25 protein-coding genes and 1 pseudogene are annotated in these 26,002 nt (G+C 47.7%); 16 read left to right on the top strand and 10 right to left on the bottom strand.

The window, feature by feature from the left end:
• Positions 1-26: 26 nt before the first annotated feature.
• The 4 genes from G8759_RS21495 (at position 27) to G8759_RS21480 (ending at position 4,034) form a co-directional block, all read left to right on the top strand.
• Complete coding sequence (locus G8759_RS21495) at positions 27-1,115, top strand: glycoside hydrolase family 43 protein (protein WP_167212216.1); 1,089 nt, start codon at positions 27-29, stop codon at positions 1,113-1,115.
• A gap of 264 nt (positions 1,116-1,379) precedes the next feature.
• A complete protein-coding gene (locus G8759_RS21490) occupies positions 1,380-2,192 on the top strand; it encodes an SMP-30/gluconolactonase/LRE family protein (protein WP_167212213.1) in 813 nt (270 codons plus the stop codon).
• A 307-nt stretch (positions 2,193-2,499) separates the two neighbouring features.
• The gene (locus G8759_RS21485; RefSeq protein WP_197933038.1) at positions 2,500-3,312 is read left to right on the top strand and encodes an alpha/beta fold hydrolase; all 813 of its coding nucleotides are present in this window, start codon (positions 2,500-2,502) and stop codon (positions 3,310-3,312) included.
• Positions 3,313-3,596: 284 nt separating this feature from the next.
• Positions 3,597-4,034: an acyl-CoA thioesterase gene (locus G8759_RS21480; RefSeq protein ID WP_167212210.1), complete on the top strand. Its 438-nt coding sequence runs from the start codon at positions 3,597-3,599 to the stop codon at positions 4,032-4,034.
• A 44-nt stretch (positions 4,035-4,078) separates the two neighbouring features.
• On the opposite strand, the pseudogene G8759_RS21475 reads toward G8759_RS21480, so the two are convergent.
• Positions 4,079-4,713, bottom strand: a pseudogene (locus tag G8759_RS21475) (HAD-IA family hydrolase).
• 469 nt (positions 4,714-5,182) lie between these two features.
• Between G8759_RS21475 and G8759_RS21470 the strand changes: the two are divergent.
• A complete protein-coding gene (locus G8759_RS21470; RefSeq protein ID WP_167212207.1) occupies positions 5,183-5,374 on the top strand; it encodes a hypothetical protein in 192 nt (63 codons plus the stop codon).
• 93 nt (positions 5,375-5,467) lie between these two features.
• On the opposite strand, the gene G8759_RS21465 is transcribed toward G8759_RS21470, so the two are convergent.
• Together G8759_RS21465 and G8759_RS21460 are read right to left on the bottom strand one after the other, a co-directional pair.
• A complete protein-coding gene (locus tag G8759_RS21465) occupies positions 5,468-6,397 on the bottom strand; it encodes an aldo/keto reductase (protein WP_197933037.1) in 930 nt (309 codons plus the stop codon).
• A 34-nt stretch (positions 6,398-6,431) separates the two neighbouring features.
• The gene (locus G8759_RS21460) at positions 6,432-6,806 is read right to left on the bottom strand and encodes a response regulator (protein WP_167212204.1); all 375 of its coding nucleotides are present in this window, start codon (positions 6,804-6,806) and stop codon (positions 6,432-6,434) included.
• Between the two features lie 446 nt (positions 6,807-7,252).
• On the opposite strand from G8759_RS21460, the gene G8759_RS21455 reads away from it, so the two are divergent.
• From G8759_RS21455 to G8759_RS21435, 5 genes are all read left to right on the top strand, one after another.
• Positions 7,253-7,444: a hypothetical protein gene (locus tag G8759_RS21455; RefSeq protein WP_167212200.1), complete on the top strand. Its 192-nt coding sequence runs from the start codon at positions 7,253-7,255 to the stop codon at positions 7,442-7,444.
• A gap of 177 nt (positions 7,445-7,621) precedes the next feature.
• A complete protein-coding gene (locus G8759_RS21450) occupies positions 7,622-8,203 on the top strand; it encodes a DUF4468 domain-containing protein (RefSeq protein ID WP_167212198.1) in 582 nt (193 codons plus the stop codon).
• A gap of 212 nt (positions 8,204-8,415) precedes the next feature.
• On the top strand, positions 8,416-9,993 hold the full coding sequence (locus G8759_RS21445; RefSeq protein ID WP_167212195.1) for a M81 family metallopeptidase: 1,578 nt from the start codon (positions 8,416-8,418) through the stop codon (positions 9,991-9,993).
• 145 nt (positions 9,994-10,138) lie between these two features.
• Positions 10,139-12,298 (top strand): hypothetical protein, encoded by a 2,160-nt coding sequence (locus G8759_RS21440; protein ID WP_197933036.1) that lies wholly within the window; start codon positions 10,139-10,141, stop codon positions 12,296-12,298.
• 157 nt (positions 12,299-12,455) lie between these two features.
• On the top strand, positions 12,456-12,968 hold the full coding sequence (locus G8759_RS21435; RefSeq protein WP_167212192.1) for a hypothetical protein: 513 nt from the start codon (positions 12,456-12,458) through the stop codon (positions 12,966-12,968).
• 56 nt (positions 12,969-13,024) lie between these two features.
• On the opposite strand, the gene G8759_RS21430 is transcribed toward G8759_RS21435, so the two are convergent.
• The gene (locus G8759_RS21430) at positions 13,025-13,537 is read right to left on the bottom strand and encodes a dihydrofolate reductase family protein (protein WP_167212189.1); all 513 of its coding nucleotides are present in this window, start codon (positions 13,535-13,537) and stop codon (positions 13,025-13,027) included.
• Between the two features lie 58 nt (positions 13,538-13,595).
• Positions 13,596-14,462, bottom strand: a complete 867-nt coding sequence (locus G8759_RS21425; RefSeq protein WP_167212186.1) for a helix-turn-helix domain-containing protein — start codon at positions 14,460-14,462, stop codon at positions 13,596-13,598.
• Positions 14,463-14,631: 169 nt separating this feature from the next.
• Here G8759_RS21425 and G8759_RS21420 point away from each other — a divergent pair, with 169 nt between their 5' ends.
• From G8759_RS21420 to G8759_RS21405, 4 genes are all read left to right on the top strand, one after another.
• Positions 14,632-16,560, top strand: coding sequence for a sensor histidine kinase (locus G8759_RS21420; protein ID WP_197933035.1), 1,929 nt, complete (start codon positions 14,632-14,634; stop codon positions 16,558-16,560).
• Positions 16,561-16,622: 62 nt separating this feature from the next.
• Positions 16,623-17,876 (top strand): DUF819 family protein, encoded by a 1,254-nt coding sequence (locus tag G8759_RS21415; RefSeq protein ID WP_167212183.1) that lies wholly within the window; start codon positions 16,623-16,625, stop codon positions 17,874-17,876.
• Positions 17,877-17,957: 81 nt separating this feature from the next.
• A complete protein-coding gene (locus tag G8759_RS21410) occupies positions 17,958-18,323 on the top strand; it encodes a VOC family protein (RefSeq protein ID WP_167212180.1) in 366 nt (121 codons plus the stop codon).
• A gap of 4 nt (positions 18,324-18,327) precedes the next feature.
• The gene (locus tag G8759_RS21405) at positions 18,328-18,888 is read left to right on the top strand and encodes a DUF6624 domain-containing protein (RefSeq protein WP_167212177.1); all 561 of its coding nucleotides are present in this window, start codon (positions 18,328-18,330) and stop codon (positions 18,886-18,888) included.
• Between the two features lie 27 nt (positions 18,889-18,915).
• Here the strand turns inward: G8759_RS21405 and G8759_RS21400 are convergent, their stop codons facing one another.
• The 4 genes from G8759_RS21400 to G8759_RS21385 are packed head-to-tail and all read right to left on the bottom strand — an operon-like array spanning position 18,916 to position 21,043.
• Entirely contained in the window at positions 18,916-19,422 is a 507-nt protein-coding gene (locus G8759_RS21400; RefSeq protein ID WP_167212174.1) for a hypothetical protein, read from the bottom strand.
• Complete coding sequence (locus G8759_RS21395; RefSeq protein WP_167212171.1) at positions 19,419-19,946, bottom strand: hypothetical protein; 528 nt, start codon at positions 19,944-19,946, stop codon at positions 19,419-19,421. Before G8759_RS21395 ends, G8759_RS21400 begins: the two co-directional genes overlap by 4 nt.
• Positions 19,947-19,999: 53 nt before the next feature.
• The gene (locus G8759_RS21390; RefSeq protein ID WP_167212168.1) at positions 20,000-20,479 is read right to left on the bottom strand and encodes a hypothetical protein; all 480 of its coding nucleotides are present in this window, start codon (positions 20,477-20,479) and stop codon (positions 20,000-20,002) included.
• Between the two features lie 12 nt (positions 20,480-20,491).
• A complete protein-coding gene (locus tag G8759_RS21385) occupies positions 20,492-21,043 on the bottom strand; it encodes a DUF4468 domain-containing protein (RefSeq protein WP_167212165.1) in 552 nt (183 codons plus the stop codon).
• A 294-nt stretch (positions 21,044-21,337) separates the two neighbouring features.
• On the opposite strand from G8759_RS21385, the gene G8759_RS21380 reads away from it, so the two are divergent.
• Together G8759_RS21380 and G8759_RS21375 are read left to right on the top strand one after the other, a co-directional pair.
• Positions 21,338-23,107: a purple acid phosphatase family protein gene (locus G8759_RS21380; protein WP_167212162.1), complete on the top strand. Its 1,770-nt coding sequence runs from the start codon at positions 21,338-21,340 to the stop codon at positions 23,105-23,107.
• A 131-nt stretch (positions 23,108-23,238) separates the two neighbouring features.
• Positions 23,239-23,889: a hypothetical protein gene (locus G8759_RS21375; protein WP_167212159.1), complete on the top strand. Its 651-nt coding sequence runs from the start codon at positions 23,239-23,241 to the stop codon at positions 23,887-23,889.
• 25 nt (positions 23,890-23,914) lie between these two features.
• On the opposite strand, the gene G8759_RS21370 is transcribed toward G8759_RS21375, so the two are convergent.
• Positions 23,915-25,954, bottom strand: coding sequence for an alpha/beta hydrolase domain-containing protein (locus tag G8759_RS21370; RefSeq protein ID WP_167212155.1), 2,040 nt, complete (start codon positions 25,952-25,954; stop codon positions 23,915-23,917).
• Between the last annotated feature and the right edge of the window lie 48 nt (positions 25,955-26,002).

Below are 26,002 nucleotides of genomic sequence, written 5' to 3'. Positions count from 1 at the left end.
ATTTTTTAGACTACAATCAAAAAGTAATGATGAAGCTTACAACGTTATTGACTGTATTGATTATTTCCATTGGAGGAGCAGTTGCACAACCTGAAAAAGCATCAGCCCCCAAAGATTTAACCGTTAAAGAACAGCTCGAAATTGGAAAGGAAAAACAGGTCTGGATGCTGACTTACTTTCGCCAGCGTTATCCTACACGGATTGAGGTTGATGCGCAGGGAAAAACCATTGAAGTCCCGCTGCCAGATCCAATGCTGATAAATAAACTGCACATCGCCTTGTCTACGGATGGACGCCATTGGACTCCGTTAAACGACAATAAACCCGTATGGGAGCACCATGTTCGTGATCCGTACGTTCGTCGAGGTCCTGATGGTCTATGGCGAATATTATCTACGGGTGGAGGCAGGGGTAATGACCGCGAAAAGGTCGGCCCAAGTTGTCTCTATATAACCTCCAGGGATTTGATCCATTGGCAGGTTGACGGTACGTTGCCTTTAATGAAGGACGTACGGGATGAATCAGGAACCTTGGCTGGAAATATTTGGGCTCCCGAATGGTTTTATGATAAACAAACAGGAGAGTATGTCTTATTCTGGTCTTCGTCATTTAAAGACGCGGGCTGGAAAGAAAGTAAACTTTGGTATTCCAGAACTCGTGACTGGAAAGTATTCACCCCTGCAAAAGTATTTTTTAATCCGCCCTATTCGGTAATAGACGGAACCTTATTAGAAGAAAACGGAACCTATTATCTCTTTCATAAGGAGGAAGAATTTGGCGCTAAAACGGGCGAAAGAAGGGCGATCCGGGTAGCCACATCGAACAAACTGGAGGGGCCATATAACCTGATTGAAGGTCCGTTGAATAATGGCCAGATTGTTCCGGTAATCACCGAAGGTCCAACCGCAATAAAAGATCCTGTAAAACCCGGATTTTTACTGCTCTATGATTACTGTATGACTAATCGTTTCGGTGCTTCCTACTCACCCGACTTACTTCACTGGGAGGTCGAAAAGGACGTTAGTTTTCCCGCAGACGCCCGGCATGGTTGTATTTCACTTTTAACTGCAAAGGAGGCTGATATTTTACTGAAAACATATACAGCTAAAAATTGAGCGATGGGCAAATGTTTCTAATGACGCCAACGATTTAGGGTCAAAACCCAGATAAGGTTAGAAGTTGATAGCGGAGTAGCTCCCCATCGATCAAAGTATTTCCAGCAAATCGAACTATAACTGATTATAAAGGAGGAGAAAAATGCTTTTCTGGCTAAAGCAGTGGTTTTTATACACTCTATTCTCCCGGTGAGCCGTCAAGGGTGTCGTTCACCCGCCATGATCGCGTTGATCCTGCTATTTCTCAACTCAAATGCAACTTATATGAAACTCGTACTCGTTTTGTGCTGCCTGCTAGTTAGTATCAATAGCCGGGGCCAACATCAGCTGAAAAAAATTTGGGAAAGTGATAGTACGCTGGCCATTCCAGAATCAGTGTTACCCGATAAAGATGTTCTTTATGTATCGCTGATTGATGGAAGCCCCTGGGATACTGATGGAAAGGGTGGAATTGCCAAGCTGGATAAAAATGGCAAAATTATAAACCCAGGCTGGGTATCTGGTTTAAATGCCCCAAAGGGAATGGGTATCTGGAGTGGGAAATTGTATGTGGCCGATGTATCGGAGATCGCTGTGATTAATCTGTCCAATGGGAAGGTCGAATCTAAAATTCCTGTAGCATCGGCCACCGGATTGAACGATATTACGGTCGATGATAAAGGTACAATCTATGTATCAGACAGCAAGAATGGTACAGTTCATCAACTAAAAAATAACCAGGCAACCCTTTATTTAAGCAATTTAAAAGGAGTGAATGGTTTAAAAGCAGTTGGTACAGATCTCTATATTCTTACCGCAAAAGAAGTATACAAAGTGGGTTCCGATAAACAGCAGACTGTGGTTGGTACGATGGAATTAGGTGGAGATGGTATAGAACCTGTAGGTAAAGGCGACTTCATTCTCACTACCTGGGCCGGTCTCGTTTATTACATGGGCAAGGACGGTAAAATGGAAACGTTACTGGATACACGCGCTCAGAAAAAGAATACGGCTGATATTGGGTACGATCCGGCTCAGCGTATCATTTACATTCCCACCTTTATGGCTAAGTCGGTCGTTGCTTACCAACTAAATTGATTCAGGATTAATCGTTCTGTCACCTGATTCGAAAAATCGACCCTGCCCGGATCGTTGATGACAAAATTCAGCTTAGCTGGACGTTGCCGTCAACGATCCGGGTATCCTATTTTTATGCTAAAGGGCTCTTCGTTCAGCACCGGGCTGGAATAGGTAGTACGACTCAGCAACGAAACGCATAGATGGCGTGAGTACCCCCTTACATTGTCGTATTTGCAACCGCCTGAGTTAGCCTCATGAAACTACTTTTGAGGAACGGATACGAACTCATTCCGCCAACTCAATTGACCTCGAAATACGGATTGCAATGATGGAACTTCATGATGACGACCTGAAAAAATTCGAAGCCTATGGTGCTCCACCTCTTCCCCAGGCACGTGTTGAAGGCTACGTCGACCATGACAATGCTCGAATCTGGTACGCCGTTTACGGGTCTGGTCCAGCGGTGATCTTGTTGCACGGAGGATTGGGCCATAGTGGCAATTGGGGTTATCAGGTACCCATGTTGATCAATTCGGGTCGTAGAATTGTGCTCATCGACAGCCGCGGTCATGGCCGTAGTACGCGCGATTCGAGGCACTATACCTATGAGCTAATGGCCGCTGATGTGCTGGCTGTCATGGACACATTGCGGTTGGAAAAGGCACCCCTGGTGGGCTGGAGCGACGGTGCCTGCATTGCTTTGATCCTTGCCATGAAAGTTCCGGCACGCATTGCGGGTGTATTTTTCTTTGGCTGTAACATGGACCCAGGTGGCACTCGGGAGATCGAGTGGCCTAATCCGGTTATCGACCGTTGCCTGGCCCGTCATGCCAACGATTACCACCAACTGTCAACTACTCCGGACCATTTCGAGGGATTTGCCGAAGCAGTCGGCCAGATGCAGCGGACCCAGCCTGATTATTCGGCAAACGACCTGACGACTATCGATTGTCCAGTGGTAATCGTACAAAGTGAACATGATGAGTTTATCAAAGCCGATCACGCTCAATACCTGGCTCAAAGTATTCCCGGAGCCGATTTAATCGTATTGGATGGGGTGAGCCATTTCGCACCTTTACAACGGCCGGAGTTGTTCAACAAAGTAGTGGAGGCCTTTCTGGAGATTGTCTCTTACTGACGCGTATCAATAAAAAACTTCTGCAAGGGGCATAAAAAAAGCCTTAGTAGTTAGACTACAGAGGCAGAAGAAAGACAACAGAATAAAAACGCTGAAATGGACTCTATATTGTGCATCCTGCAACCAATTGGGCCCTATTTTTCATTTTATTTTAAAAAAATTGGTTTTGGTTGAACGGTGGGTGTTCCCAAACTGGTCGACAAGCATAAACAGGCGTTTTTCGTAAACCTGGCGCTGAAAGCTGGCCAATAGCCGTGTATGTTCCAAACTTTTGCCCGATCCTGATGCGTACAACAGCCAAAACACGTAGCGATTTCTGCTATTTTCAATCCATAACCACACGATGGATGGACAACGATATGTACGGGCATGTCAACAATGTAGTTTATTACAGTTGGTTTGATACTGCCGTCAATCAATTCCTGATCATAAATAAGGCACTTGATCTTCAGAAGAGTCCTGTTATCGGTTTAGTAGCCGAAACCCAGTGTTCCTATCTCCATTCCGTTTCATTCCCGGATCGCATCACCGTAGGGCTTGCCGTTTCATATATCGGCAATTCCAGCGTCCGCTATGAACTGGGAATTTTCAAAAATGACGATGATCAGACCGCTGCTCACGGACATTTCGTTCATGTTTATGTGGATGGGGATACCCAGCGCCCTACACCGTTGCCCGAAACACTCCGTATTCTGTTAAAAACCGTTCAACTTCCTGGTTAAAATTACCGGTTTACCTCTTGATGTTTTTATTGAAAAAGCACGACTCAGTTGATACCAAGCACGGCCCTGGATATATCAGATGTTGTGTAGAAAATAGAAATATCAGTATAAGCTTCCAGTACATCAGGGCGGGTATACCCCCAGGCAACTGCCCCAAAGGCAATAGAAGCTTCCTGGGCGGCTTCAATATCCCGGATCTCATCACCTACGCAAAGCGTTTCGGCAGGAGTAACACTACAGGTTGCCATTGCCTTTCGGAATTTGTGCTGTTTGCCGAAAATCGATGTACCACATCCATAAAATGTAATCAACGAAGCACATTCGTGACCTAATACCTTTCGAATATTTGCCTCGCTATTTGAGCTGACAATGGCTAGTCGGACGCCAGCTTCGGTCAATTTCGTTAACAGATCAGCTATATCCCCAAAAAGTTTGATCTGGTCAATATCCCGGGCCATAAGCTGGATAAATGATCGGGCAATCAGCGGAATTTTCCAGGCAGGCAGCCTGGCCTGTTTCATCATTTGCCGGGCGTCAAGCCCGCGCAACTGGTCAACGTTTTCTGGATGATTGTTGGAAAATTGTACATACTGGCCAGCGTGTTAACTGTACGCAGAAAATAAGGAAAGGAGTCAGCTAACGTACCGTCAAAATCAAAAATTACCAGCTTGTAGATCATAAGCATTATGTGTAATCAGCATCGGTTTGGTTCATCTGAATCGGGCAATCAGGCTGGCCGGCAAGATAGCCAGAAATGATTTGATCAGGCTAATCTTTATCGTTCTGAAAAGGGAAGCCAGCTTCAGTACAGAAGTTCCATACAATTGAAACGACGAATGACTGCCGACAATGAGCTGCGGTTCACTGCAATTGGCACTAACTTTGTAAGTATATTATTTATTGAAATTTGTACATCTCTTTTGTGGGTACTACTTTTTACGATTCAACAAAGCCCTAGTTAGGCGGACGGGGCAGTGAGGTTAAGACCTTATGCTTTCAGTTGACAGCCAGTGAACTGATATAAAGCTGGAAGGAGGTTTTGGGCCCTTTCTTTTTTAATTAAGGGGTAACATGGCTTGTTCCCGACCGTTTGTAAATGGCATAGCTATTGCTTATTTGGATTGATTCCCAAGACAACATTTCACCGTATGGATCCAACGAACTACGAAACGCTTCAGCTAAAAGGTGAGAGCACGCGTCAATATTGCTTTCGGCTTCTTCACTTTGCTATCAAATACCGAATCAGTAAAGCCAGCAATTATCGATTCGTTGCCGATCAGATTGTTAAACAGGATCTGGTAGTCCAATTTACCCAGTTTGTTCCTCCGCCTGTCCACTAAATGGAGAGATTGACTTTTAGAAACCTCATGCTGATCTGGCCGAATCAGTTGATTACTGCCAGGTTCATGGCTGGTAATCTAGCCCAATTTTATTTACAGACTGGCCAGAAACGCAGCCAGTTTAGCCTGTCCTTTTTCATCAGGTAACCGCCCGTAACCAGCCCCCATATTATCGAGGAGGTGTTTGGGGTCAGATGTGCCAGGGATCACGCAGGTAACAGCGGGATTGGACAGGATAAACTTGAGAAAAAACTGTGCCCAGCTTTTGATATCATACTCTGCTGACCAGGCAGGTAAAGCTTTTCCTTTGACCAGCTGAAACAGAGAGCCGCTTTCAAATGGTTCATTGATAATAACGGCCACTCCTTTTTCACGAGCGGTTGGAAGCAGACTTCGCTCGGCATCACGAACGCGGATGGAGTAGTTTACCTGCAAAAAATCAATAGCCTCGCTTTTAATGAGACGCTCGAGTTGATCATGGGCCAACGTGGTGTAATGAGTCACCCCAATATAACGAACTTTACCCGCGTGTTTCCATTCCCGGAGTGTCTTTAGCTGGGTTTGCCAATCAACCAGATTATGTACCTGAACTAAATCCATGGTTTTTCGACGCATCTTACGAAACGATTCGCCTAACTGATCGATACCCGCCTGCCTGCCAGTAGTCCATACTTTAGTGGCGAAAAAAAAGTTTGCATTTGATCCTGCAGCAGCGGTTAGGTCACCAATCACTTCCTCGGCTCTACCGTACATCGGTGAGGCATCAATTAATTTGCCGCCTTGTTGCTGCATTAAAGTAAGTACCTGACCTAGAGGCTGCCGGTCGGAGTCCGATGAACCAACATCAAACTGTTGCCAGGAGCCCAGACCAACAACAGGCAGTAATTCATCCGATGTGGGGATGGGTCGTTTCAACATGGATTGGTTTGACATTGCCTGGTGCGGAAACGGATCAATCAACCCGCCTAAACCTGCTACGATTGTCTGCCTGAGCATAGTTCGCCTGGAAAGCTGCTTTTTCATGGCATTAACGTCAATAACCTTAGCTGTAACACGGTTAGTTAAACTGATCAGGCAATTCGATGCCCAGCGTACGGTCAGGGTTGCCGGCTTGGCGAAACAGGCTTGAGTACTTTTTCTCCGTACCGAGCTCAATAGAAGTTTTTTGCCGGGTAGCAATAGCCCTTAACATTAGAACCGGCACTCTGCGTAATGCGGGATGCGCCTTTAGCTCTTTTAAAAAAGAGAGGCTATCAACGCATGAATCGACAAGAATCATTAGTGGAGGAAGCCCACTCAGTAAATCTGTCAAAAGACTGGCATCGATCTGTCGGACTTTAAGGGTAAAGCGGGCATAGATCTGTTGAAAGGTTGGGCCAAGCTGCTCATTGAACTGCTCGCGGTTGTCAGTCAATACCAGTATCGTTTCCATCTCAATTGCCCCAAACGTTCAGCCCAACCACCTGTTATTTTGAGTAACTAACTTCTCCTAATAATGTTTGCCAATTGATCGACATTCAGTAAAAATTGACTCTGGCACCAACCAGACTTTCTATTGGAAAGAAGTTTCAGTTTTTGGAAAGTATCTGGCTTTGCCCTGGACCCGGTTCTGTCGAAACGATATCGTTCAACTAAAAAGCTGGCTGAACTGGGATGAAAGGTGATCCAGAATAAACGCTGTAGGTACACAATTTTAGCATTCTTTGCTAAATACAAATGACTTACCCACTTCAGATAAGTCATAATACCGAAATCGTTCTCCAAATAAGCTAGTTAATCCCAACCGTTAAATATTATCGACCTTATCACACATAACGAAAAACCTTGGAGGTCTGATCTTTCTGGGTTTAGTTATAAATGGGTGAGGCAACTACTACTATGAGTCTATTCATTACCTTCTATGTTGCCCCAATGCTTTTCATTCTGATGTGTGGTTGGCTAACCGATTCTCAGGAAGCAACCATGCAAATAGCCATACCCATTGCCCTTATACCTGTTCTAAACGTTTTGGCAACCATAGGCTGCATAGGTGTTACAATTCGCACAATGATGGATTGGGTTAATCGCTAGAAACCAGTACTTTAGCTTGCTGGCTAATCACGCTTACGAACAATTGAAAACCAGAAGTCTCAGAAAATGGGAGGTGGTGGAAAATTCCTTTATCTACCGGTTAAAAAGTGCTTTACGCCCGGCGCCCAATTTAGTACGTTCTTTATCGACGAATATACCTGATAAAGAAAATAGCTGATGAAGCACTATCTATGGTTAGCATTTTATCTGCTGGCGGGCGTCAGTTATGCCCAAAAGCGAACGTATACGCTCGCTGATATGCCGTTTTCGATTGATTCCATAACGGGTGGGATCGTCTATAAGGGTGTAATTAAGACTCCGGGAGTTACTGCCGATCAGCTCTATTCTCAGGCGAAATTGGTTTTATCGACCGTTTTTCCAAAAGATAATCAGATCAATCAGGCTGAAGATCAGGCGCAGGGATTGATAAGAGGCAGAGGCCGGTTATTTATTCCCATGAATAGCACACGAGTTGGTGAAACCAGTTGGCAGGCCTATTACGAAGTACCTATCGAAATACAGGTGAAGGACGGCGAATACAGCTACCTGATTTCGTCCATTGACATGGTAAATAAAGGGAAAAAGACCAGCCTGAATACGGAAATCAGCAAGAGTTTGCCAACAATACATCAACAGGTTCTTTCGCTGGATGAATACGGTCGATCCCTTCGAAGTGTCAGACCAATTATCAAGTTCATAAAAGAATTAAAGCGGGGTATGAAACCTCATTCAAGTGGTCTTTTTAGCTGGCTTCGCTAAAAAAAAAACGTCTTAAAGTTTTTGTTGAATGTGGTATCGGTTACTTATAACCGACATGGCGAGTACGGTTGACCAGACCTGCCCATTCAAACCAGATGCCGTTTCTCAAGCTACAGAGTTCAGGTGCTTATAATCTGATCTCTCGAACGCCAATACCGGCTAAACCTTCTCAAACGAATTGCCTACTCTACAGAATGAATTAACTTGGGGGCATGAAACTTGTCCTCTTTACGCTGATCGCCGGGCTTACGTTCGCAAGTTCGGCCAAAGCTCAAACAACCAGTAACTCTGGGGGAACCAGATTGCCACGAATTGCAATCGCTGGTTTAGGCATTGAATCCAGTACATTTTCTCCGGCGGTTACCCAGGAAGAAGCCTTTCACGCCCGTTACGGCGCTGAAGTATTTAACGCGTATCCATTTATGGTAGCCATTGCGCCGTTGCGAAAAAAGGCAGTCTGGCTACCGGCCATCGTGGGTAAATCATTGCCTGGAGGGGCCGTAACAAGGGAAGCATACGAGTCGCTGGTTAACAAAATGCTGGATTCACTTAAAAAGTACGGCCCCTACGATGGCTTGTATTTTGATATTCACGGTGCTATGAGTGTTATCGGCCTCGACGATCCGGAAGGCGACCTGATAACCCGAATCCGGCAAGTGATCGGCTATAAGACCCTCATTTCTACATCCATGGATTTACATGGTAATGTCTCCTGGCGATTGGCGCAGAATACAGATTTGATGACCTGTTATCGCATGGCCCCTCATGAAGATGCCATGCAAACCAAGGAACGCGCAGTGGTCAATTTGCTCGAACGAATTAAGAGCGGGAAAGGGAAGCCTGCTTATAAAGCCTTGATTACGGTGCCAATTCTGCTACCGGGCGAAAAAACGAGTACACGCATCGAGCCCGGTAAGAGTCTTTATAGCGAGGTGGAGCCACTGGCCGATCATCAGCAGGGAATTGTGGATGCAGGTATATGGATAGGTTATGCCTGGGCCGATGAACCTCGCAATCATGCGGCTGTCATGGTGGTCGGTGATGACAAGTCCAGCGTAACTCAGGCCGCGGAGAAATTAGCCCTTAGTTTCTGGAATGTACGCTCAAAATTTGACTTCGTAGCGCCAACCGGTACACTGGAGCAATGCCTGGCTAAAGCCATACCCAGCCAGAAACATCCTTTTTTTATCAGTGATACCGGCGATAACCCGACAGCAGGTGGAGCAGGTGATGTGACCTGGACACTCACCCAGTTACTGGCAAAGCCTGAGTTTCAGCGGGCAGATGGTCCTTCACTGATCTACGCATCGATCCCTGATCCGGGACTGGTGAAAAAGGCAATAGCTGCGGGTGTGGGCGGTCAGGTAGAGGGTACGGCGGGAGCCATTGTCGATCACCGATTTGCCGCACCGGTTCCGCTCAAAGGCACGGTAGAGTCGATTGTCGAGGGCGACAAAGATGCTGAGGTGGAAGTAGTCGTGAAAGTGGGTAGTATTCACGTTATCGTTACCCAAAAACGCAAGCCCTATCACAAAGAAAAAGACTTTACCCGATTAGGTCTGGAACCAAGAAAAGCGGATATCGTAGTGGTGAAAATTGGGTATCTCGAACCTGAACTTTACGCCATGCAGGCCGACTGGATTATGGCCTTGACGCCCGGTGGTGTTGATCAGGATTTGTTTCGTCTACCATACAAACGGATTGAGCGTCCGATGTTTCCGTTCGATAAAGACATGAAAACCCCCGACCTTTCGGCCAAATTTGTGCCTTTGTCCGGTACGGCGAAGTAGGTGTTGATTGTGGTTTAGCACCGACCTGAATACATATCCCGTGATTCGAACTGCTAGTCTGGAATACGATCGGGCTGGAAGGAACGCGTAACGTTTACGCCTGTCGGGAGAAGGAAAATTCCTGCCCACCTGCCTTATTACAACTATGAGCTATCGTTTTTTTGTGCTGATTCTGACCGGATTGTTTGGTCATCTGGTTACGCCCTCGACGACAACATTCCTGCCATCCAACGTGCGAATTGATCGAAAAGCGGTCGTAGCACGTCATAATGTAGTGGTAACCCGCTTTGATTCGATGCAGTCGGTGTCGGTTGGTAATGGCGAGTTTGCGTTTACGGTTGATCCAACCGGTCTTCAAACCTTCCCAGACATGTATCAGCATGGGGTACCGCTCGGTACCCAGTCGCAATGGGGGTGGCACAGTTTTCCAAATTCGCAGCAGTATCGGATTGAGGAAGTGTATAAGGACTATGAATCACATGGGCGTAAAATACCTTATACATACGCCTATTCGCAGCCGGAACGCAAAAAACTTGCCTCTGACTGGTTTCGCGAAAATCCGCACCGCTTACATCTGGGGCAGGTTGGGTTTGGGTTGACTAAGGCCGATGGAACGAGTGCCAAACCCGAGGATTTGAAAAACAGCCACCAGGTGCTTGATTTGTGGACTGGCGAAATTCGAAGCCATTTCGAACTTGACGGACAACCGGTTGATGTGTTGACCGTTGGTCACCAAAATCAGGACCAAATCGCCGTTCGTGTCAAATCGCCCTTACTGAAAACCGGGCGATTGACCGTGACGTTCCGTTTTCCATATGCTTCCGGCGAATGGGAAAACAATACAGACTGGAAAAGCACCCAACGGCACGTATCCCGCCTGAAGCCGATAAGCAATACGTCAGCCGTGATCGAACGAACGCTCGACACAACGCGCTATTCGGCCAGTATCGGCTGGAGTTCATCCGCATCACTGGTACAGGAAGGAGCTCATGCGTTTGTGCTGAAACCAGCGGGGCAACTGACCTCTCTGGATGTGAGTTGCCGCTTTTCGAAACGCCCTGCCGGCGAAACACCCGCTTCGTTTACCGATACCCAAATGAACAGTTATCGAAGCTGGGAGCAATTTTGGAAGTCGGGGGGCGCTGTTGATTTTTCGGGTAGTACCGATCCGAGGGCTTCCGAACTCGAACGGCGGGTTGTGCTTTCACAATACTTAACCCGAATTCAGTGTGCCGGCTCGATACCACCCCAGGAAACGGGGCTAACGTATAACAGCTGGTATGGCCGTCCACACCTCGAAATGCACTGGTGGCATGCCGCCCACTTTGCCCAGTGGAACCGGATCGATTTATTGGAACGAAGTCTCGGCTGGTATCAGTCGGTACGGAATAAAGCCAAGGCAATTGCTGCCCGTCAGGGATTTAAAGGCGTACGCTGGCAGAAAATGACCGATGCAGAAGGGAACGAAAGCCCATCGACCGTTTCCCCATTTCTTATCTGGCAACAGCCTCATTTTCTGTATTTTGCGGAGTTGTGCTATCGCCATCACCACAATCAGGCCATCCTGGAAAAATATAAGGAACTGGTATTCGATACTGCCGATTTTATGGCTTCGTATGCGTATTGGGACCCAGCCACGAAGCGGTATATTCTGGGCAAAGGCTTGATTCCGGCACAGGAGCGGTTTAAGCCCGAAGAGACCTATAACCCAACCTATGAACTGGCTTACTGGCGTTGGGGGCTTACAGTAGCGCAGCAATGGCGGCAACGGCTGGGGCTACCCCGCAATCCGGAATGGGACGATGTGCTGGCTAAACTTTCGCCACTGCCCGTACAAGAAGGCTTATATCTGGCGGCTGAAAGTGCGCCGAATTCATACACATTTGAACCGTACATCACCGATCATCCAACGGTATTGGGAGCATACGGCTTTCTGCCGGCATCGGCTCAGCTTGATGTGCCTACCATGCAGCGTACTTTCGACAAGGTTATGACTGTCTGGCATTGGGAAGATACCTGGGGGTGGGATTATCCACTGGTAGCCATGTCTGCCGCCCGGCTCGGGAGGCCCAAACAGGCCGTTGACGCCCTGATGATGAAGGTGACCAAAAATACCTATCTCCCAAATGGGCACAACTACCAGCGGAATAATTTGCGAATCTACCTGCCCGGCAATGGCGGTTTACTGATGGCTGTTTCGATGATGTGTGCAGGCTGGGATGGGTATACCGGATCAGCTACGCCCGGTTTCCCGTCCGATGGTAGCTGGAACGTGAAATGGGAAGGACTCAATCGAATGCCATAAGAATTGGCCTGGATAAGCTGCAAATCAGGGCCTGATTTTGCTGGTTGATACAGGGTTCTGGTTGCTTGATCCAGATGTTGGTTGATGAGGGTGAATGAGGGACAATAACTTGCCTCTTTCCTGAACCCTAAATCAGCCGAATCGGCGGTTATTCTGTATGATGAGTTTTTATCTAAATCACATCGATGAGATCGTACTGATCCTTTGCCTGGTATTTACGTTTATCAATACGATTCGGCTCGTTCGACGGGCTACCGTACCTGTTCGAAAAGTACCTGCTTATTTTGTCGTTTTCGGTGCTACGGCCATAGCCACGTTTATCGGTGGTGGGCATTTGTTTGAAATCAGCTACCGGGCCATCGAGCGGGCTATCAATGGGACGTTTGTATACGATTACCGATTCTATTCGCTGATTCTCATGGGCATGGTCCTGTTGTCGCTCAGTATGCGTATGCTTCGTGAAATCGGAGCGTGGTTTCGCGGTATTCCCGGTAGTCAGCGCAGCGCCATCAAAACCGCACTGTTGATCATTGTAATCAGTGCTCCCACGGGAGTTTTTACGCCCATTGGTTATGTACCCTCAATCGGATGTGCCATCACGTTGCTGTTTTTCCCATTTGCTGTCAGGAAACGAGTTGCTGACGTAAGGGAAGATGTAGTAGTCTGGTAGCTAATCCCAGGTAGTCAGGCGAAGAATGAGTAGAAAGCCTTCGCCTGACTATTCATTTACGCTTTCACATACTTTAATTCGACCAATCCACGCTCATAGGATTTGCTGGCAACAAACGTCCAGTTATGCCGTGTTTCGGTTGGTTGAAACAGGGGTATACCGTTTCCCAGAATAATTGGATGGACGAAGATCTGTAGCTCGTCGATCAGCCCTGCGTTGAGCAGAACGGTGTTTACATAGCCTCCACCGACTAAAAAAATATCGTTCCCATTCTGTTCTTTCAGCGATTGAACAAAAGCCGCAATATCGCCCGAAACAAACTGTACATAAGGCTCCTCCGGATGAACTGTGTTGCGCGTAAAGACATAATTTGTCAGGTCTTTGTACGGAAAGTCGCCGAATGTTTTGGTCAGCTTGTAGGTTTCGTTGCCCATCAGGGTTGTATCAATCCTCTCCATAAAAGCAGAATAGCCGTATTCGCCTTCAGTAAACAACCAGTCAATTTCGCCGTTCGGCCCGGCGATGTAACTATCCAGACTGGTAGCAATAAACAATTTTATCGTTCGCATGTCGATTCGTTTTTTGCGCAAAACTACCGGAATGGGAAGCCCTAAAATTGTATAAAAGTTACGTTGTCTGGCGAATGTAACAGGGATCGTTTTTGTCGATCGTTCCGGCCAGAACCTGTTTCTGATATTGGCCGGGTGTCAGGTTTGTCAAAGATTTGAAGAGATGGTTCAGATGGGCCTGGTCAAAGAAACGATGGCGATGGGCGAGTTCCGTCAGGGATTGGTTCGGGTTGCTGGCCAGATCGGCGGTTACCTCATTTACCAGCCGTATGTGAAGAAATCGGCCGGGCGAAACTCCAACGTATTTATTGAAAGCCTGTGTTAAAGATTTGGCACTAACGCCAATTGACATAGCCAGATCCCGAACGATGCCATGGTGCCAGGGCCGTTTTTGCAGATAATCCACTGCGTAAGGAAGGTAAGCGGGCAGGTCTTTGCCTGAGAATTGATTCAGCAGAAAACATTCCAGCAAGGCAAGTTTGACCTGCATGTCATTTGTTCCCTGCAATTGTTCGGTCAGGTCTTTAATGGGCTGGTGCAAAACCAGACTGCTTTCAATAACCAGATTGGTAAGTTCCGACGCCGGAATATTCGTCAAAGAATAAAGAGCCCACGGTTTCAGGAAAACGCCAAATGTTTCGTGTCGCCCACGGGTTGCGCTGCGTTGTGGGTGCGTATAAAGGCTGTTGATCCAGGTTGTCTGATTGTCAATTAATGGTTTACTGTCGGTTCGGCAAATCGAAAAATGATCCGAAAAGTTGAACATAAACTCGTGCCGCATCACGGGTAAGCCAATATCCTGCTGGTCGAACTTTTCGGCTGAAACTGCCCAGAATTTGTCGACGAACAACCGAAGCGGTACAGAAGGATCGCGGGCAATAACGTTCATAAACGAGATCGAAAGCTGTTTTGACAACAGCTTCACAGGGAGTTGAGTTTCGGGCTAGTTGCTGATTTTTTACCGGAAAATTTCCTACTTATACCCTATGGTTTATCGATAAATAAAAGTAAATAGTGACGTTTCCGTTGGTCCGTCCACGGATCTTCGATAATTTGCCCAGGCAATCTCTCTATTTTTAGATACAATCGTACGAATGAAAGGGTGCTCTCGCTTTACTGCCACCTTTGGCTTTATGGTGCTTTTGTGGGTAGTTGTCGTTCCTGGCTGGTCGCAGGTAGTTTCGGATAACAGCAATCCCGTCGATACGCAGCAGCTGGAAAAGGAAAAAGAAATTAGTCGACTTAAAACGGACTTACAAAAAAAAGTGAGCACCGTTGGTGAGGCTGATTCGCTTTTAACTGTGGCTCGTGAGCTGAATTATGCACCTGGACAGGTCATCGCATTTTGCCAACTGGCAATGCTCCATATTCAGCAACAGGAGACAGAAGAGGCAAAGAAACTTTTCGCAAAAGCCGAGGAAGCCGCCGGCCAGATTCAGGATGTGGAAGAAGGAGGCTGGGCGCTGGGAATTATAGGACGTATTCAGCACGATTATCGTAAGACATCGCCTGAGATAGCCATTGCGTTGAGCAAGGTGATGACTTCGGTAGGGGGGTCTATGAAAAAGGCCGCCAAGGGACTTGGCAAAAAGTCGTTGCGGCCTGACCGGACTATTCCTGTCGATATATCGATAGAGGCTACCCAAATGGCCGTAAAAAAGCGGCTTGAAAATCGATCGTCTCCCGCTATTCCGACCGATTACCTGAGTTCAATTCCGATTCCAACCTATGATCCCGGCCGGAACCGAAGCTTTCGAATTAAACCGGAAATGATCGATCGGTGGGTCGATACACTTATTAATTCGTCCAGAAGCAATCCGAAAGTCGTGGAGCAGCTCACGACCCGCAAGAAACTTCGTGATTCAACCAAAGCATTGAGCAAGGCATTTGCGAAAGAGGGCGATTATGCGCAGGCTTATCGGTATTTTTTGCAGTACAGCGCCTATAAAGATAGCTTAACCGCCGAAGCGACCACGCGTCGCCTGGCTTCGCTGGAATACAGACAGAACCTCCTTAAAAAAGAAGCACAAATCCAGCTATTGACAAAAGATCGCCAGTTACGGGATCAGGAGTCGCATCGGCAACGTCAGTATGTTTTTATACTCATTGGCTGCATCGCGCTTTTGGTTGGTTTTTCGCTGATCCTGACCCGTAACAACCGGGCAAAGCAACGGGCTAATCGCCAGCTAAATGAGCAGAAGGAAGCCCTTCAGCAAACACTTGTCAAATTGAAATCAACCCAGGATCAGCTTATACAGGCAGAAAAAATGGCTTCACTGGGTGAACTGACGGCTGGTATCGCTCACGAAATACAGAACCCACTAAATTTCGTCAATAACTTTTCGGAAGTCAGTACCGAACTGGTCACGGAACTGATCGAGAATCGCCAGAGCGGGCAACACGATGACGAACTGGATACTGAAATCATTAACGATCTACAGCAGAATCTCCAGAAAATAAATCAGCATGGCGGTCGGGCTTCGGCGATCGTAAAAGGCATGCTCGAACACGCCCGTACGAGTAGTGGTGAGCGACTGCCAACGGATCTGAATGCGTTAACCGACGAGTATTTGAAGCTGGCTTATCATGGTGTACGAGCGAGAGACTCTACGTTCGAGGCCAGGTTGATTGCCGACTATGCCCCTGATTTGGGGCCGGTTACAATCGTTCCGCAAGAAGTAGGTCGGGTGCTCCTCAATGTTTTCAATAATGCGTTTTATGCTGTACAAAAACGGCAGCAAAGTAACGGGCCAGACTACCAGCCAATCGTTGCAGTATACACCAGCCAGGAAGCAGATCGAGTCAAAATACGAATTCGCGACAACGGTACAGGTGTTCCAGAATCGATAAAACTGAAAATTTTTCAACCATTCTTTACGACCAAACCAACCGGGCAGGGAACGGGTTTAGGGCTTTCGTTAAGCTATGATATTATAACGAAAGGTCATGGTGGAACCTTTACGCTGGAAAGCGAGGAAGGTGAGTTTACAGAATTGACCCTGACATTACCAACATCTATTTAAGCGTAGTATAGCTAGCCGTATTCTGTGCGAGCAAGCAGTCCAACGAATTCGTTCAGATTCTGATGCCGAAAGAACCTCTGATTACGCAGGATGCCATAATTCTGGGCATCCTGCTTGCACTGCTGGCTCTCATCTTCCATACCTCGCGATCCGAACATCGAAGCTGGCAGAAATTCTATAACTTAATTCCTGCTCTGCTGCTTTGTTACATTTTTCCGGGAGCCATGAATAGCTTTGGTATAATTTCGGGTGAGCAATCAAAGCTCTATACTGTTGCATCCCAGTATCTGCTGCCTGCTGCGCTGGTATTGCTGACATCTACCGCCGATCTGCGCTCTATACTACGGTTGGGCAACAAAGCATTACTGGTTTTTCTGGCTGGAACGCTCGGTATCGTCATTGGTGGTCCAATCGCGTTGGCGCTGGTAAGTTCATTATCGCCGGAGTTTCGCCAGCAGGCCATTGACCAGCAACTCTGGAAAGGACTGGTCACAATTTCGGGTAGCTGGATAGGGGGGAGCAGCAGCCAGATCGCTTTGAAAGAAATTTATGGTTGCAGCGAAGCCCTGTTTGTCATTATTCTGGTCGTTGATGCGATCGTGTCAAACGTCTGGACGGCCTGTCTGATCTACGGAGCGGCCTTTTCGGGGCGGATAGACCGGTTTCTGAAAGCCGACACGTCGAGTATCGAAGCGGTTAAAGTGAGGATTTTAAGCTATCGGGAAGAACGTGATAAACCGGCCGATTTAACCGACTTATCGACCATTCTGGCGCTGGGTTTTGGCGGAGCAGCGGTTGCCCATGCCCTGGCTTCCTGGCTAACTCAAACGTTTCAACCGCATGCCGACTGGATGCGGGTACATGGCTTGGAACCGTTTCTGTCGAACTTCCTATGGGTGGTGATTTTATCAACGACACTGGGTATTGGGTTGTCGTTTACCCGAGCCCGAAAGCTCGAAAAACTGGGTACAACGGACCTCTCGACCTTGTTTATTTACTTTCTGATCATGACAATCGGCATGCGGCTCGATCTGTCAACTATCAGTGGCAATCTCGGATTATTTGCTGTGGCCATAATTTGGATGCTCATCCACATCCTGATCATGTTTATAGCTGCCCGCGTATTGAAGGCTCCGTATTTTTTCGTAGCAGTGGGTAGCCAGGCCAATATTGGAGGGGTTGCAACCGCTCCGGCAGTCGCTTCCGTTTTTCACCCGGCGCTGGCACCCGTGGGCGTTTTACTGGCCGTACTTAGCCATGTACTGGGCACCTATGGAGGTATAGCCTGCGCCTGGATGATGCAACTCGTACAATAAAAATCGACCAATCGGGCTATATGACGTAAAAAGATTACGTTGAGTGAATTTTAGTATTGCGTCTACTGAACGACAATACGCATGAAACTAGCGAATACCGTACCGATTCTGTATTCGGCCAACGTGACAAGAAGCCTTGCCTATTACATCGATGTGTTAGGCTTTGATGATAAATGGGAGTGGGAAAATCCACCAACCTTTGGGGGCGTGGTGAAAAATGACGTGGAGATTTTCTTCTGTCTGAACGGTCAGGGTCATCCTGAAACATGGGTTTGCCTGGTCATCGATGACGTAGATGCCTACTATGAAACAATCAAAGCAAAAGGGGCTCTGGATGTGTCGCCACCCGAACGTATGCCCTGGAACATGCGGGAAATGTTTGTCAAAGACCCCGACGGGCATATCCTTCGGATTGGTCATCGGATAGAATGCAACCCCGCTGCATAATAACATGGAAGCCCAAATCGCTCAGGAACTCATTCAATTAGCAAACCATGATCTGGCTGTTCGGGAGCGATTGCTTCAGGAAAACAAGCTGTCGGAGGGCTACAACCCGGATATGGAAGCCATTCATCGGGCAAATGTTGCCCGGCTTCGGGAAATAATTGGCCTGATTGGCTGGCCAACCCGCTCGAAAGTAGGCGAAGAAGCCAGCGAAGCCGCCTGGCTCATTGTGCAGCATGCTATTGGCGAGGCTTTGTTTATGAAATCTGGTTATCAATTGATGCTCGATGTCAGCGATGACATCAATCCGCAGCATTTAGCCTATCTGTATGATCGGATCTGCTTTTTTACCGGCAAACCGCAACGCTATGGCACTCAGTACGATAAGGGTAAACTATATCCCGTTGAGGACAAGGTCGCTGTAAATAGGTTACGGGCCGAAATCAATCTTCCGGTTATTCCCGAACAACGTCTTGCTGAAGCAATTGACGCGGGCAACTCGGCTGATCTTCACGCCGATGCTGACTTCCGTGAGTGGCGTCAGAAAGCCGGGTGGCTTTCCGAATGAATAGGTTCTTACCAGACCATCGTCAGGTCAGGAAGCTTTGCCTGTATCCAGTGAAGCCAGCCAGTTAATGGCAGCTCCTAATGCAATCAGGATGCCGACAATGATCAGTAGCCATTTTAAGACTGGTAGTAACGGCCATTTAGTTAGTAGAAAAATGGCGCTAATAAACATCATACCAATAAGCGTCATTATCCCCAGGCTGAAAAACATAATCCAGGCGGTTCCAACACCCGAATCGCGGCTGTCGTGATACTGGACCGAACTGCATAGATAGGTGACAACGAAGGCAATGCCCAGGCTACTGACCAGGCCAATACGAATTAACCATAACCAATGGTTTCCAGGTGCCCAGAATAAAGGAACGAAAGCCATGATCACACCAATGAGCGGTAAAAACCAGCCAAAGTTCAGTAACTGTTCTTTCGAAGAGTCGGTGGCCAGCGGCTGATAGAAGGCAACAAGCCACATTGTCATCAGGTATAGGATGAGCCAGCTTAATTCAGGACCAGCCAGATAAGCAGCGGTGCGGTTCATGGCTTAACCAGTGTTATTATGAAAACAATCGATCCGCCGATAAACAAGATGCCCGAAAATACGACAGCCAGAATGGAAAAAACACCCGTAATTCCAACCTTGGGCCTGATGAGCAGTTTATCGGTTTGGTTAAAATCGTCGTTCGCCGGATTGAAAAGCCGGAATGTGCTGGGCTGGTCGATCGTAAACTCTGCAATTGGCACAATTCGGTTGCCGGACATATCTCGGCTGCCGGAAAGCAGAAAGTTATAGTTTTCGACGGCAATACTTTTTTCAGCCTGACGATCAAGTACTTCAAAGGGAATTTGTTTGGGTATTACGCCAAATAGAGAAGGCCGAATCACCGAAATTTCATAGATACCTGGGTCACGCAGATCAAAATAACAGGCAGGTGATTGGGCAATCCACTCAACTTTAGGAGCCGTTGCATAGATCGCTGTGAGTCGGGTGATACTTTTTATCAATAATATAAAACCGACTATTGACAGAGTTGCGAATAAAACGGTTGATGGAAGGGTGTACATGTGCGTACGAATATGATTTTCTTAAAAAGAGGAAGGACCGTAGTGACGTTGTTTCAGGGGTTGTCCCACTTGAACTTCATCACAAGCAGAAAGAGGCTAAACACAACCAGCAAACATTTTAGGGCGGGCAGGAATGACCAGTTCGCTAATTGAAAAAGGATAGCGATCAATCCTATGGATGCTAATAGTGTCCAGCCGATAGCGACGAAGAACAGAAATCCCATGCCAACGCCCAGATCGCGGATATCCGAATAACTGGCCGATTTACACAAATAACCCACGAGCAGAACAACACCAATCAGACTTGCCAGACCAATCCGTACCAGCCACCACCACAGGTTGCCCGTTGCCCAGAACAAGGGTACAAAGGCCAGCATAACGCCAATGGCGGGTAGATACCAGTTTAACCAGATGATCTTCAGATGACTTATTCCCGTTACGGGCTGGTTCTGGGCCACAAGAATACCCGCTAGAGCGAATAAAAGCAGCCAGACCAATTCGGGGCCAAGCAAATACGTGACAGTTCGGTTCATGGAGCAGGATTCCTAAAAACCTTTGTAGTTTTTAACGTTTTCCTGAAGCAGTTGCAGCGTGCCTTTTAGCTGCTTATCTAGTTCCTGATAGATAAGCTGAAGGTCTTTTTCATTGCGTTGCGAATAGACCTCGATCGGTGTTAATTTATCACTGTTTCCATCTTCTACGTCGATCTGCGTTATCGTTGCCCGGTATTTGCGGTTGCTGCATTCGATGACGAAACTATAGCGAAAGGAAAAAACACCACCGGCAAAGCTCTCCGAACGGGGCATACTAACGACCTGTTTTCCCCGGCTTACCAGATCACCGGTTTCTTTATCGTTTAGTGAAAAGGTACTGGTTGACGAAGACGACGACTGAGCAATCCATAATCTGGCGCGCCGGAACAGGTCGATCTGCGACACACTCCCACAATCAACGACCTCGGAATACGTCACTTTCTGATTGACTATTGGCAGAATGCCGTGCAATTTTCCATCAGTTACCGACGATGGGTTCAGTGTGGTTGCGAAAACAGAACTTAGTAAACTGGCCATTAATAAGCCAAAGGATAATGTATGCATGGTTAATGATTGAGTTATAGTAGTGATTCGTTACGTTGACTGGCCTCGCAAATGGATTAAAGCAAAGCTCCTTGAGTATGTAAAGAACAGCCCAAAAGTAGCCCAGTAAAGAGGAGGCAGCCAGCCAGAGTTGACAATAGGTTGACTCTGGTTAACAAGTGGTCGCGAAAAGGAAATAGTCTACTTACAGGGAGCCGGACTTATTGGTATCCCATTGCTTACGATTCGCATTTTTGCTGTATGTCCGAAGTGTTATTAAAGTTGTGTACTTTTAATGAAGCCAACTAGTAGTATATGATCCGACTAACTCTACTTCATGTCATTTGGATTGTCAGCCTGATAGTGGCCGTAACGGTTTCGATGGCGCAAACCGTTACGCGTTCACCTTACCTGCAGACGGTTACACCAACGGGCATAACGATTCGCTGGCGTACCGATCAACCAACCAACAGCCGCGTTCGCTTTGGTAGTAACGCCGGTCAGCTTAACCAGGAAACTACCGACCCAACGGCAACAACTGAGCACATTGTTACACTAACCGGCTTACAACCGGCGAGTCGTTACTATTATGCCATTGGCTCCTCGGCGGGCGATTTAATGACCTCCAGTGATCAGTATTTTCAAACTTCGCCAACCGTGGGGTCTACCGTTCCTGTCCGTATCTGGGCGCTGGGTGATTTTGGCGTTGGTACGGCCAATGCTAACCAAAATGCCGTTTTAAATCAATACCGGCAAGCCGCGCAGAGCCATCCCGCCGATATCTGGCTTTGGCTGGGCGATAATGCTTATAATCAGGGATTTGACGCGCAGTACCAGCAAAACCTCTTTAATATCTATACCGATATTTTGAAGCATGTTCCGGTCTGGTCTACACCGGGTAACCATGAGTACATCGATAACCCCAACAATTTAAACGTTGACTATTTCAATCTGGTCAGTGTTCCGCAGCAGGCCGAAGCCGGTGGAGTGCCTTCCGGATCTAAACTCAACTATTCGTTCAATTATGCGAATATTCACTTCGTTTCGCTGGATTCTGAAGGGAATGATGGTTCACGGCTCTACGATCCGGCGGGTCGGCAGGCGCAATGGCTTGTCAGCGATTTAGCCGCTAATCATCAGCCCTGGACGATTGTTTTTTTTCACCATCCGCCCTATACCAAAGGCTCACATAATTCGGATACTGAAAATGATTTAATTCAGATACGCCAGCAATTACTTCCTATTCTGGAGCAGTATCAGGTCGACCTGGTCTTATCGGGGCACAGCCATCTGTATGAACGCAGCTATCTCATGAAAGGACATTATGGTCAGGCCAATACATTCGATTTAAATCAGCATGCCATATCGACTAGCAATGCCCGGTATGATGGTTCGCCCAATTCCTGCCCGATTATCAACAAACAGGCCGGTACGATCTATGTGGTCAATGGAAGCGGTGGTCAACTGGGCGGGCAGTCGGTTGGGTATCCACATCAGGCTATGGTTTATTCGGATAATCAGGTGGGCGGTTCCATGCTGATCGACGTAAACGACAATCGACTCGATGCGCAGTGGCTGGCTGCAGATGGAACTGTACGAGACAAATTCACCGTTTTTAAAAAGGTCAGCCAGCGCCGTTATTTCCTGACAATTCCCGATAAACCGCTGACACTGGCGGCTTCATGGCCCGGAAATTATACCTGGAATTCCGGGCAAACCAGCCGAACCATCAGTGTGTCGCCTGCGGTGTCAACGACCTACACCGTCACCGATCAGTCTGGTTGTTTAACGGATGTTTTTACGGTCGATGTCGACAATTCAACGGATACGAACCTGAGGTTTGAGGGGCAACTGACGATCAATCCAAATCCTACAACAGGGGCAACGGCCATTAAGGTGTCGATTCCCGCTCCCCAGACTATTGATCTACACGTGACCGATAATCAGGGGCTTGTCATCTTCGAGAAACAATACATTAACACCGCTGAAGTCAATGAGCAGATTAACCTTACGGTTCCTGGTGACTATCAGTTCATTGCACGCGTTGGATCGCAGGTTCTCGCCCGAATGAATTTCAAGCTATAAGTCAGTGTTTCATGGGCAATAAACAGCCTTCAACCCAGTTCAAACACCCTATTTGACGTTTCAAGCAGAATTGTATATCAGAAACATTCCGGTGCTGGTAGCTTCGTTGCCACAAACGATCAGTGACCAGCATGAAAATTTTAACTATACTTATTATCCTGCTGCAGAGCGCCCTTGGGCTGGCCCAATATATACCAGTAGGAGCCATCACAATGTGGACCGATGGCTACGTCGTTACGATGACGAACGATACGATCCGTGGAGAAATGCGAATTGGAGCACTCATAAATGATTCACCGGCAGGAGTCATCATTCGCAGCGCCGACAAGACTAAAACCAAATTGAAGGGCGATGATCTGCGTCTTATTGCACAGCATATCCCTGATTTCGCTTATTCGAGCGGGTATATTTCACGTGACCGGGAAATGGTTATTTTTGAACGGGTGCCCAATCCACGACGAAGCAATAAACCGATGTTACTGGAACGCCTGAGCCCTTTGGAAGGACGAGTGGCGCTTTATTTCGATGTGTCGGGCTGGAAAAAAACGACTGAGTATACATTCGGGAATTTCGTTCTGGAAAGTAATCGTCAGGAGTTGAGCTACATTGTTCTGAAAAACGGGCAGGAACCGCTGCTTGCCAGACGTGGTGATCTGGAAGCTGTTCATGAAAAACTGTTTGGCGATTGCCCGACTTTTATCCGCAACTACCCGATAGCCACCCGTCGCGACTGGAATCAGTTTGGTGACATGGTTGCCGCTTATAACGAGCTTTGCCAGTAAATTCCGGTTCATTTTCTGTTGCCAGCTACTTCAATACGTTACTTGACGCTGCTGTATGAATATACTGATCGATATCTTCCTGTAGCAAAAAACGTTGCTCAGCTAGTTTTCGGGCGGCTTTCTCCACTGCTTTCACGTAGCCATCATGTGTCTGGTAGCGTTCCTGTAACGATAACCGAGGATCATTGACTGACAGCCGTTCAGCTTTTGTTGGTTTAAAGGGAATAAACTGACCGGCCCCCTCACAGCCTTCATTTTCACCGTAACCAGCCCGACGCAGCGCCCACCCCGTTGTTGTTGCGATGGGTGCGGCAACGGGTGGCAACCGAATCCCGGCGATCTCATTCCCGTCCTGATCGACCTTAGAAACGAAGTTTATGTAAACCGGTCGCTCACCGATACTGGGTGGATACTGGCTCATGATTCCGTGCCTAAACGAAGAGCCAAAATCTAGCTGGTAGCGAGTAGTAATGAGGCCAGTATACGTCACGCCAGGAATCGTCGGCCAGCCGAGTGCCTCCTGATCAATCTGTCCCGTTTGCCAGTTCTGATGGGCATTGGCGATAACAGCCGTGCCCGTTGATCGCCGGGGAACTTCACTTCTGGGTGGAGGTGTGCCTTTCGTCACCCAGTCGTCCAGGGCAATAAACAGAGCCCGTAGCATTGGTTCCGCATTGGTTGGATTCTGAAACTGCTGGCACAAACCACGGTTGTTGACGTTGCCCGCACCATGCTGGGCACCTGATACGAGGAAGAAACGAACATTCTCCGGGTCTGGCAAGTCATTTCCCAAAGCATCCGTATGCAGCAACGAAGCCGCTTTTACCCAATATTCGTTGGCCGAATTGATTTCGAAAACATTCGGACATGTATGACTGGTTGAACAGGCCACTATCCGTCCTCCAGTTTTCCCCGTAAATGGGTCTGTCGTAACGGGATAGGCAAATGGAAAAACGCCTTCCGGGTAAAGGTGGTTTTGCCGATTACGTTCGGTTCGTGAGGGTTGGGCAAACCGAACGTTCAATCCAATTCCACTGCCACCACCCAGCCAGTTTTCGATACCATCAATGACACGTCGGTTATTTTCATCGGCATTGAAGCCAAGAGTCTGAAAGTCATTCAAATAGCGGGCCGGTTGCGAAACGGCATAGGAGAACGTATACTGCAAGTCACCAGCCAGTGGATTGACATTTCCAAAATCGTCGGCCCTGGCGTACCGTAAGAACGACACAAAATCACGCGTGGCCGCAAAACCAATCCCGGCTGCAATTGGATCGCGGGCTGGATAGACCAGTTCATAGATCGCACTTTGCCGGAAAGTCGTTCCGGCGGGCAACAACTGAATCGTACGCTCATTGACATACTCCCAACCCCCTGCCGGTATAACAGTCGGCGAGTCCTGCAAGTGGTCGCGCACAGTGAGGGTTGCCTGTGCGGTGTTCAACGTGGCCGCTGGATAAGCGAGCGAATACGTGGTTGATGGTTTATCGTCGAAAACTATGTATTCGTATGAGGGTCCTGTGATCGGTGAACCGTCCGGATTCCTGACGGTCGGAACGCTGATTGTCAGGTTATTGTTGGCGGCTGATGCCGATGGGTCCCAACCATTCCAGGCGATTGTGTAGCCCCGATTCATCAAAAAGCCCTCTCCCGCGTGAGCAGCAGTGGTAGGGTCATTGCCGCCACTACTGTTGTTGAAACCGCCGAACAATTTCCCACCCCGATTATTGACCTCCAGAAAGAGTTTATGATTGCCATTGGCCAGATTGATCGGTTTCAGGATGTAAATGTCCATTACATACTCTACTTTTCCCCTGGCATTGCGAGGAGCTAACTGGATGTCGGTAATGACGGCATTTTGAAGAGCCGCCGGATCTAGCTCGCCATAGGCTTTTCCCCGTAATTTCTCGTATGCGCCCACCTTCCCGAAGACCTTCCCCTCAAACGTTGGCGATTGAACACTGGTAATTTCAATCCGAACAATCCGCGCCTGAAGCTGTGAGGTAGTGCTAACAAAACCGAGCATGAATAGAAGTACCCGACTGAAGCGAAATGGGCCGTTCATAGAGGTTTGAATGAGATGAGAGAGTATAGCATAAAAAGAGAGACGAAG

The sequence above is a fragment of the Spirosoma aureum genome (assembly GCF_011604685.1).
GTDB classification, from domain to species: Bacteria; Bacteroidota; Bacteroidia; order Cytophagales; family Spirosomataceae; genus Spirosoma; species Spirosoma aureum.
This window is presented reverse-complemented; position numbering and strand designations above follow the sequence as displayed.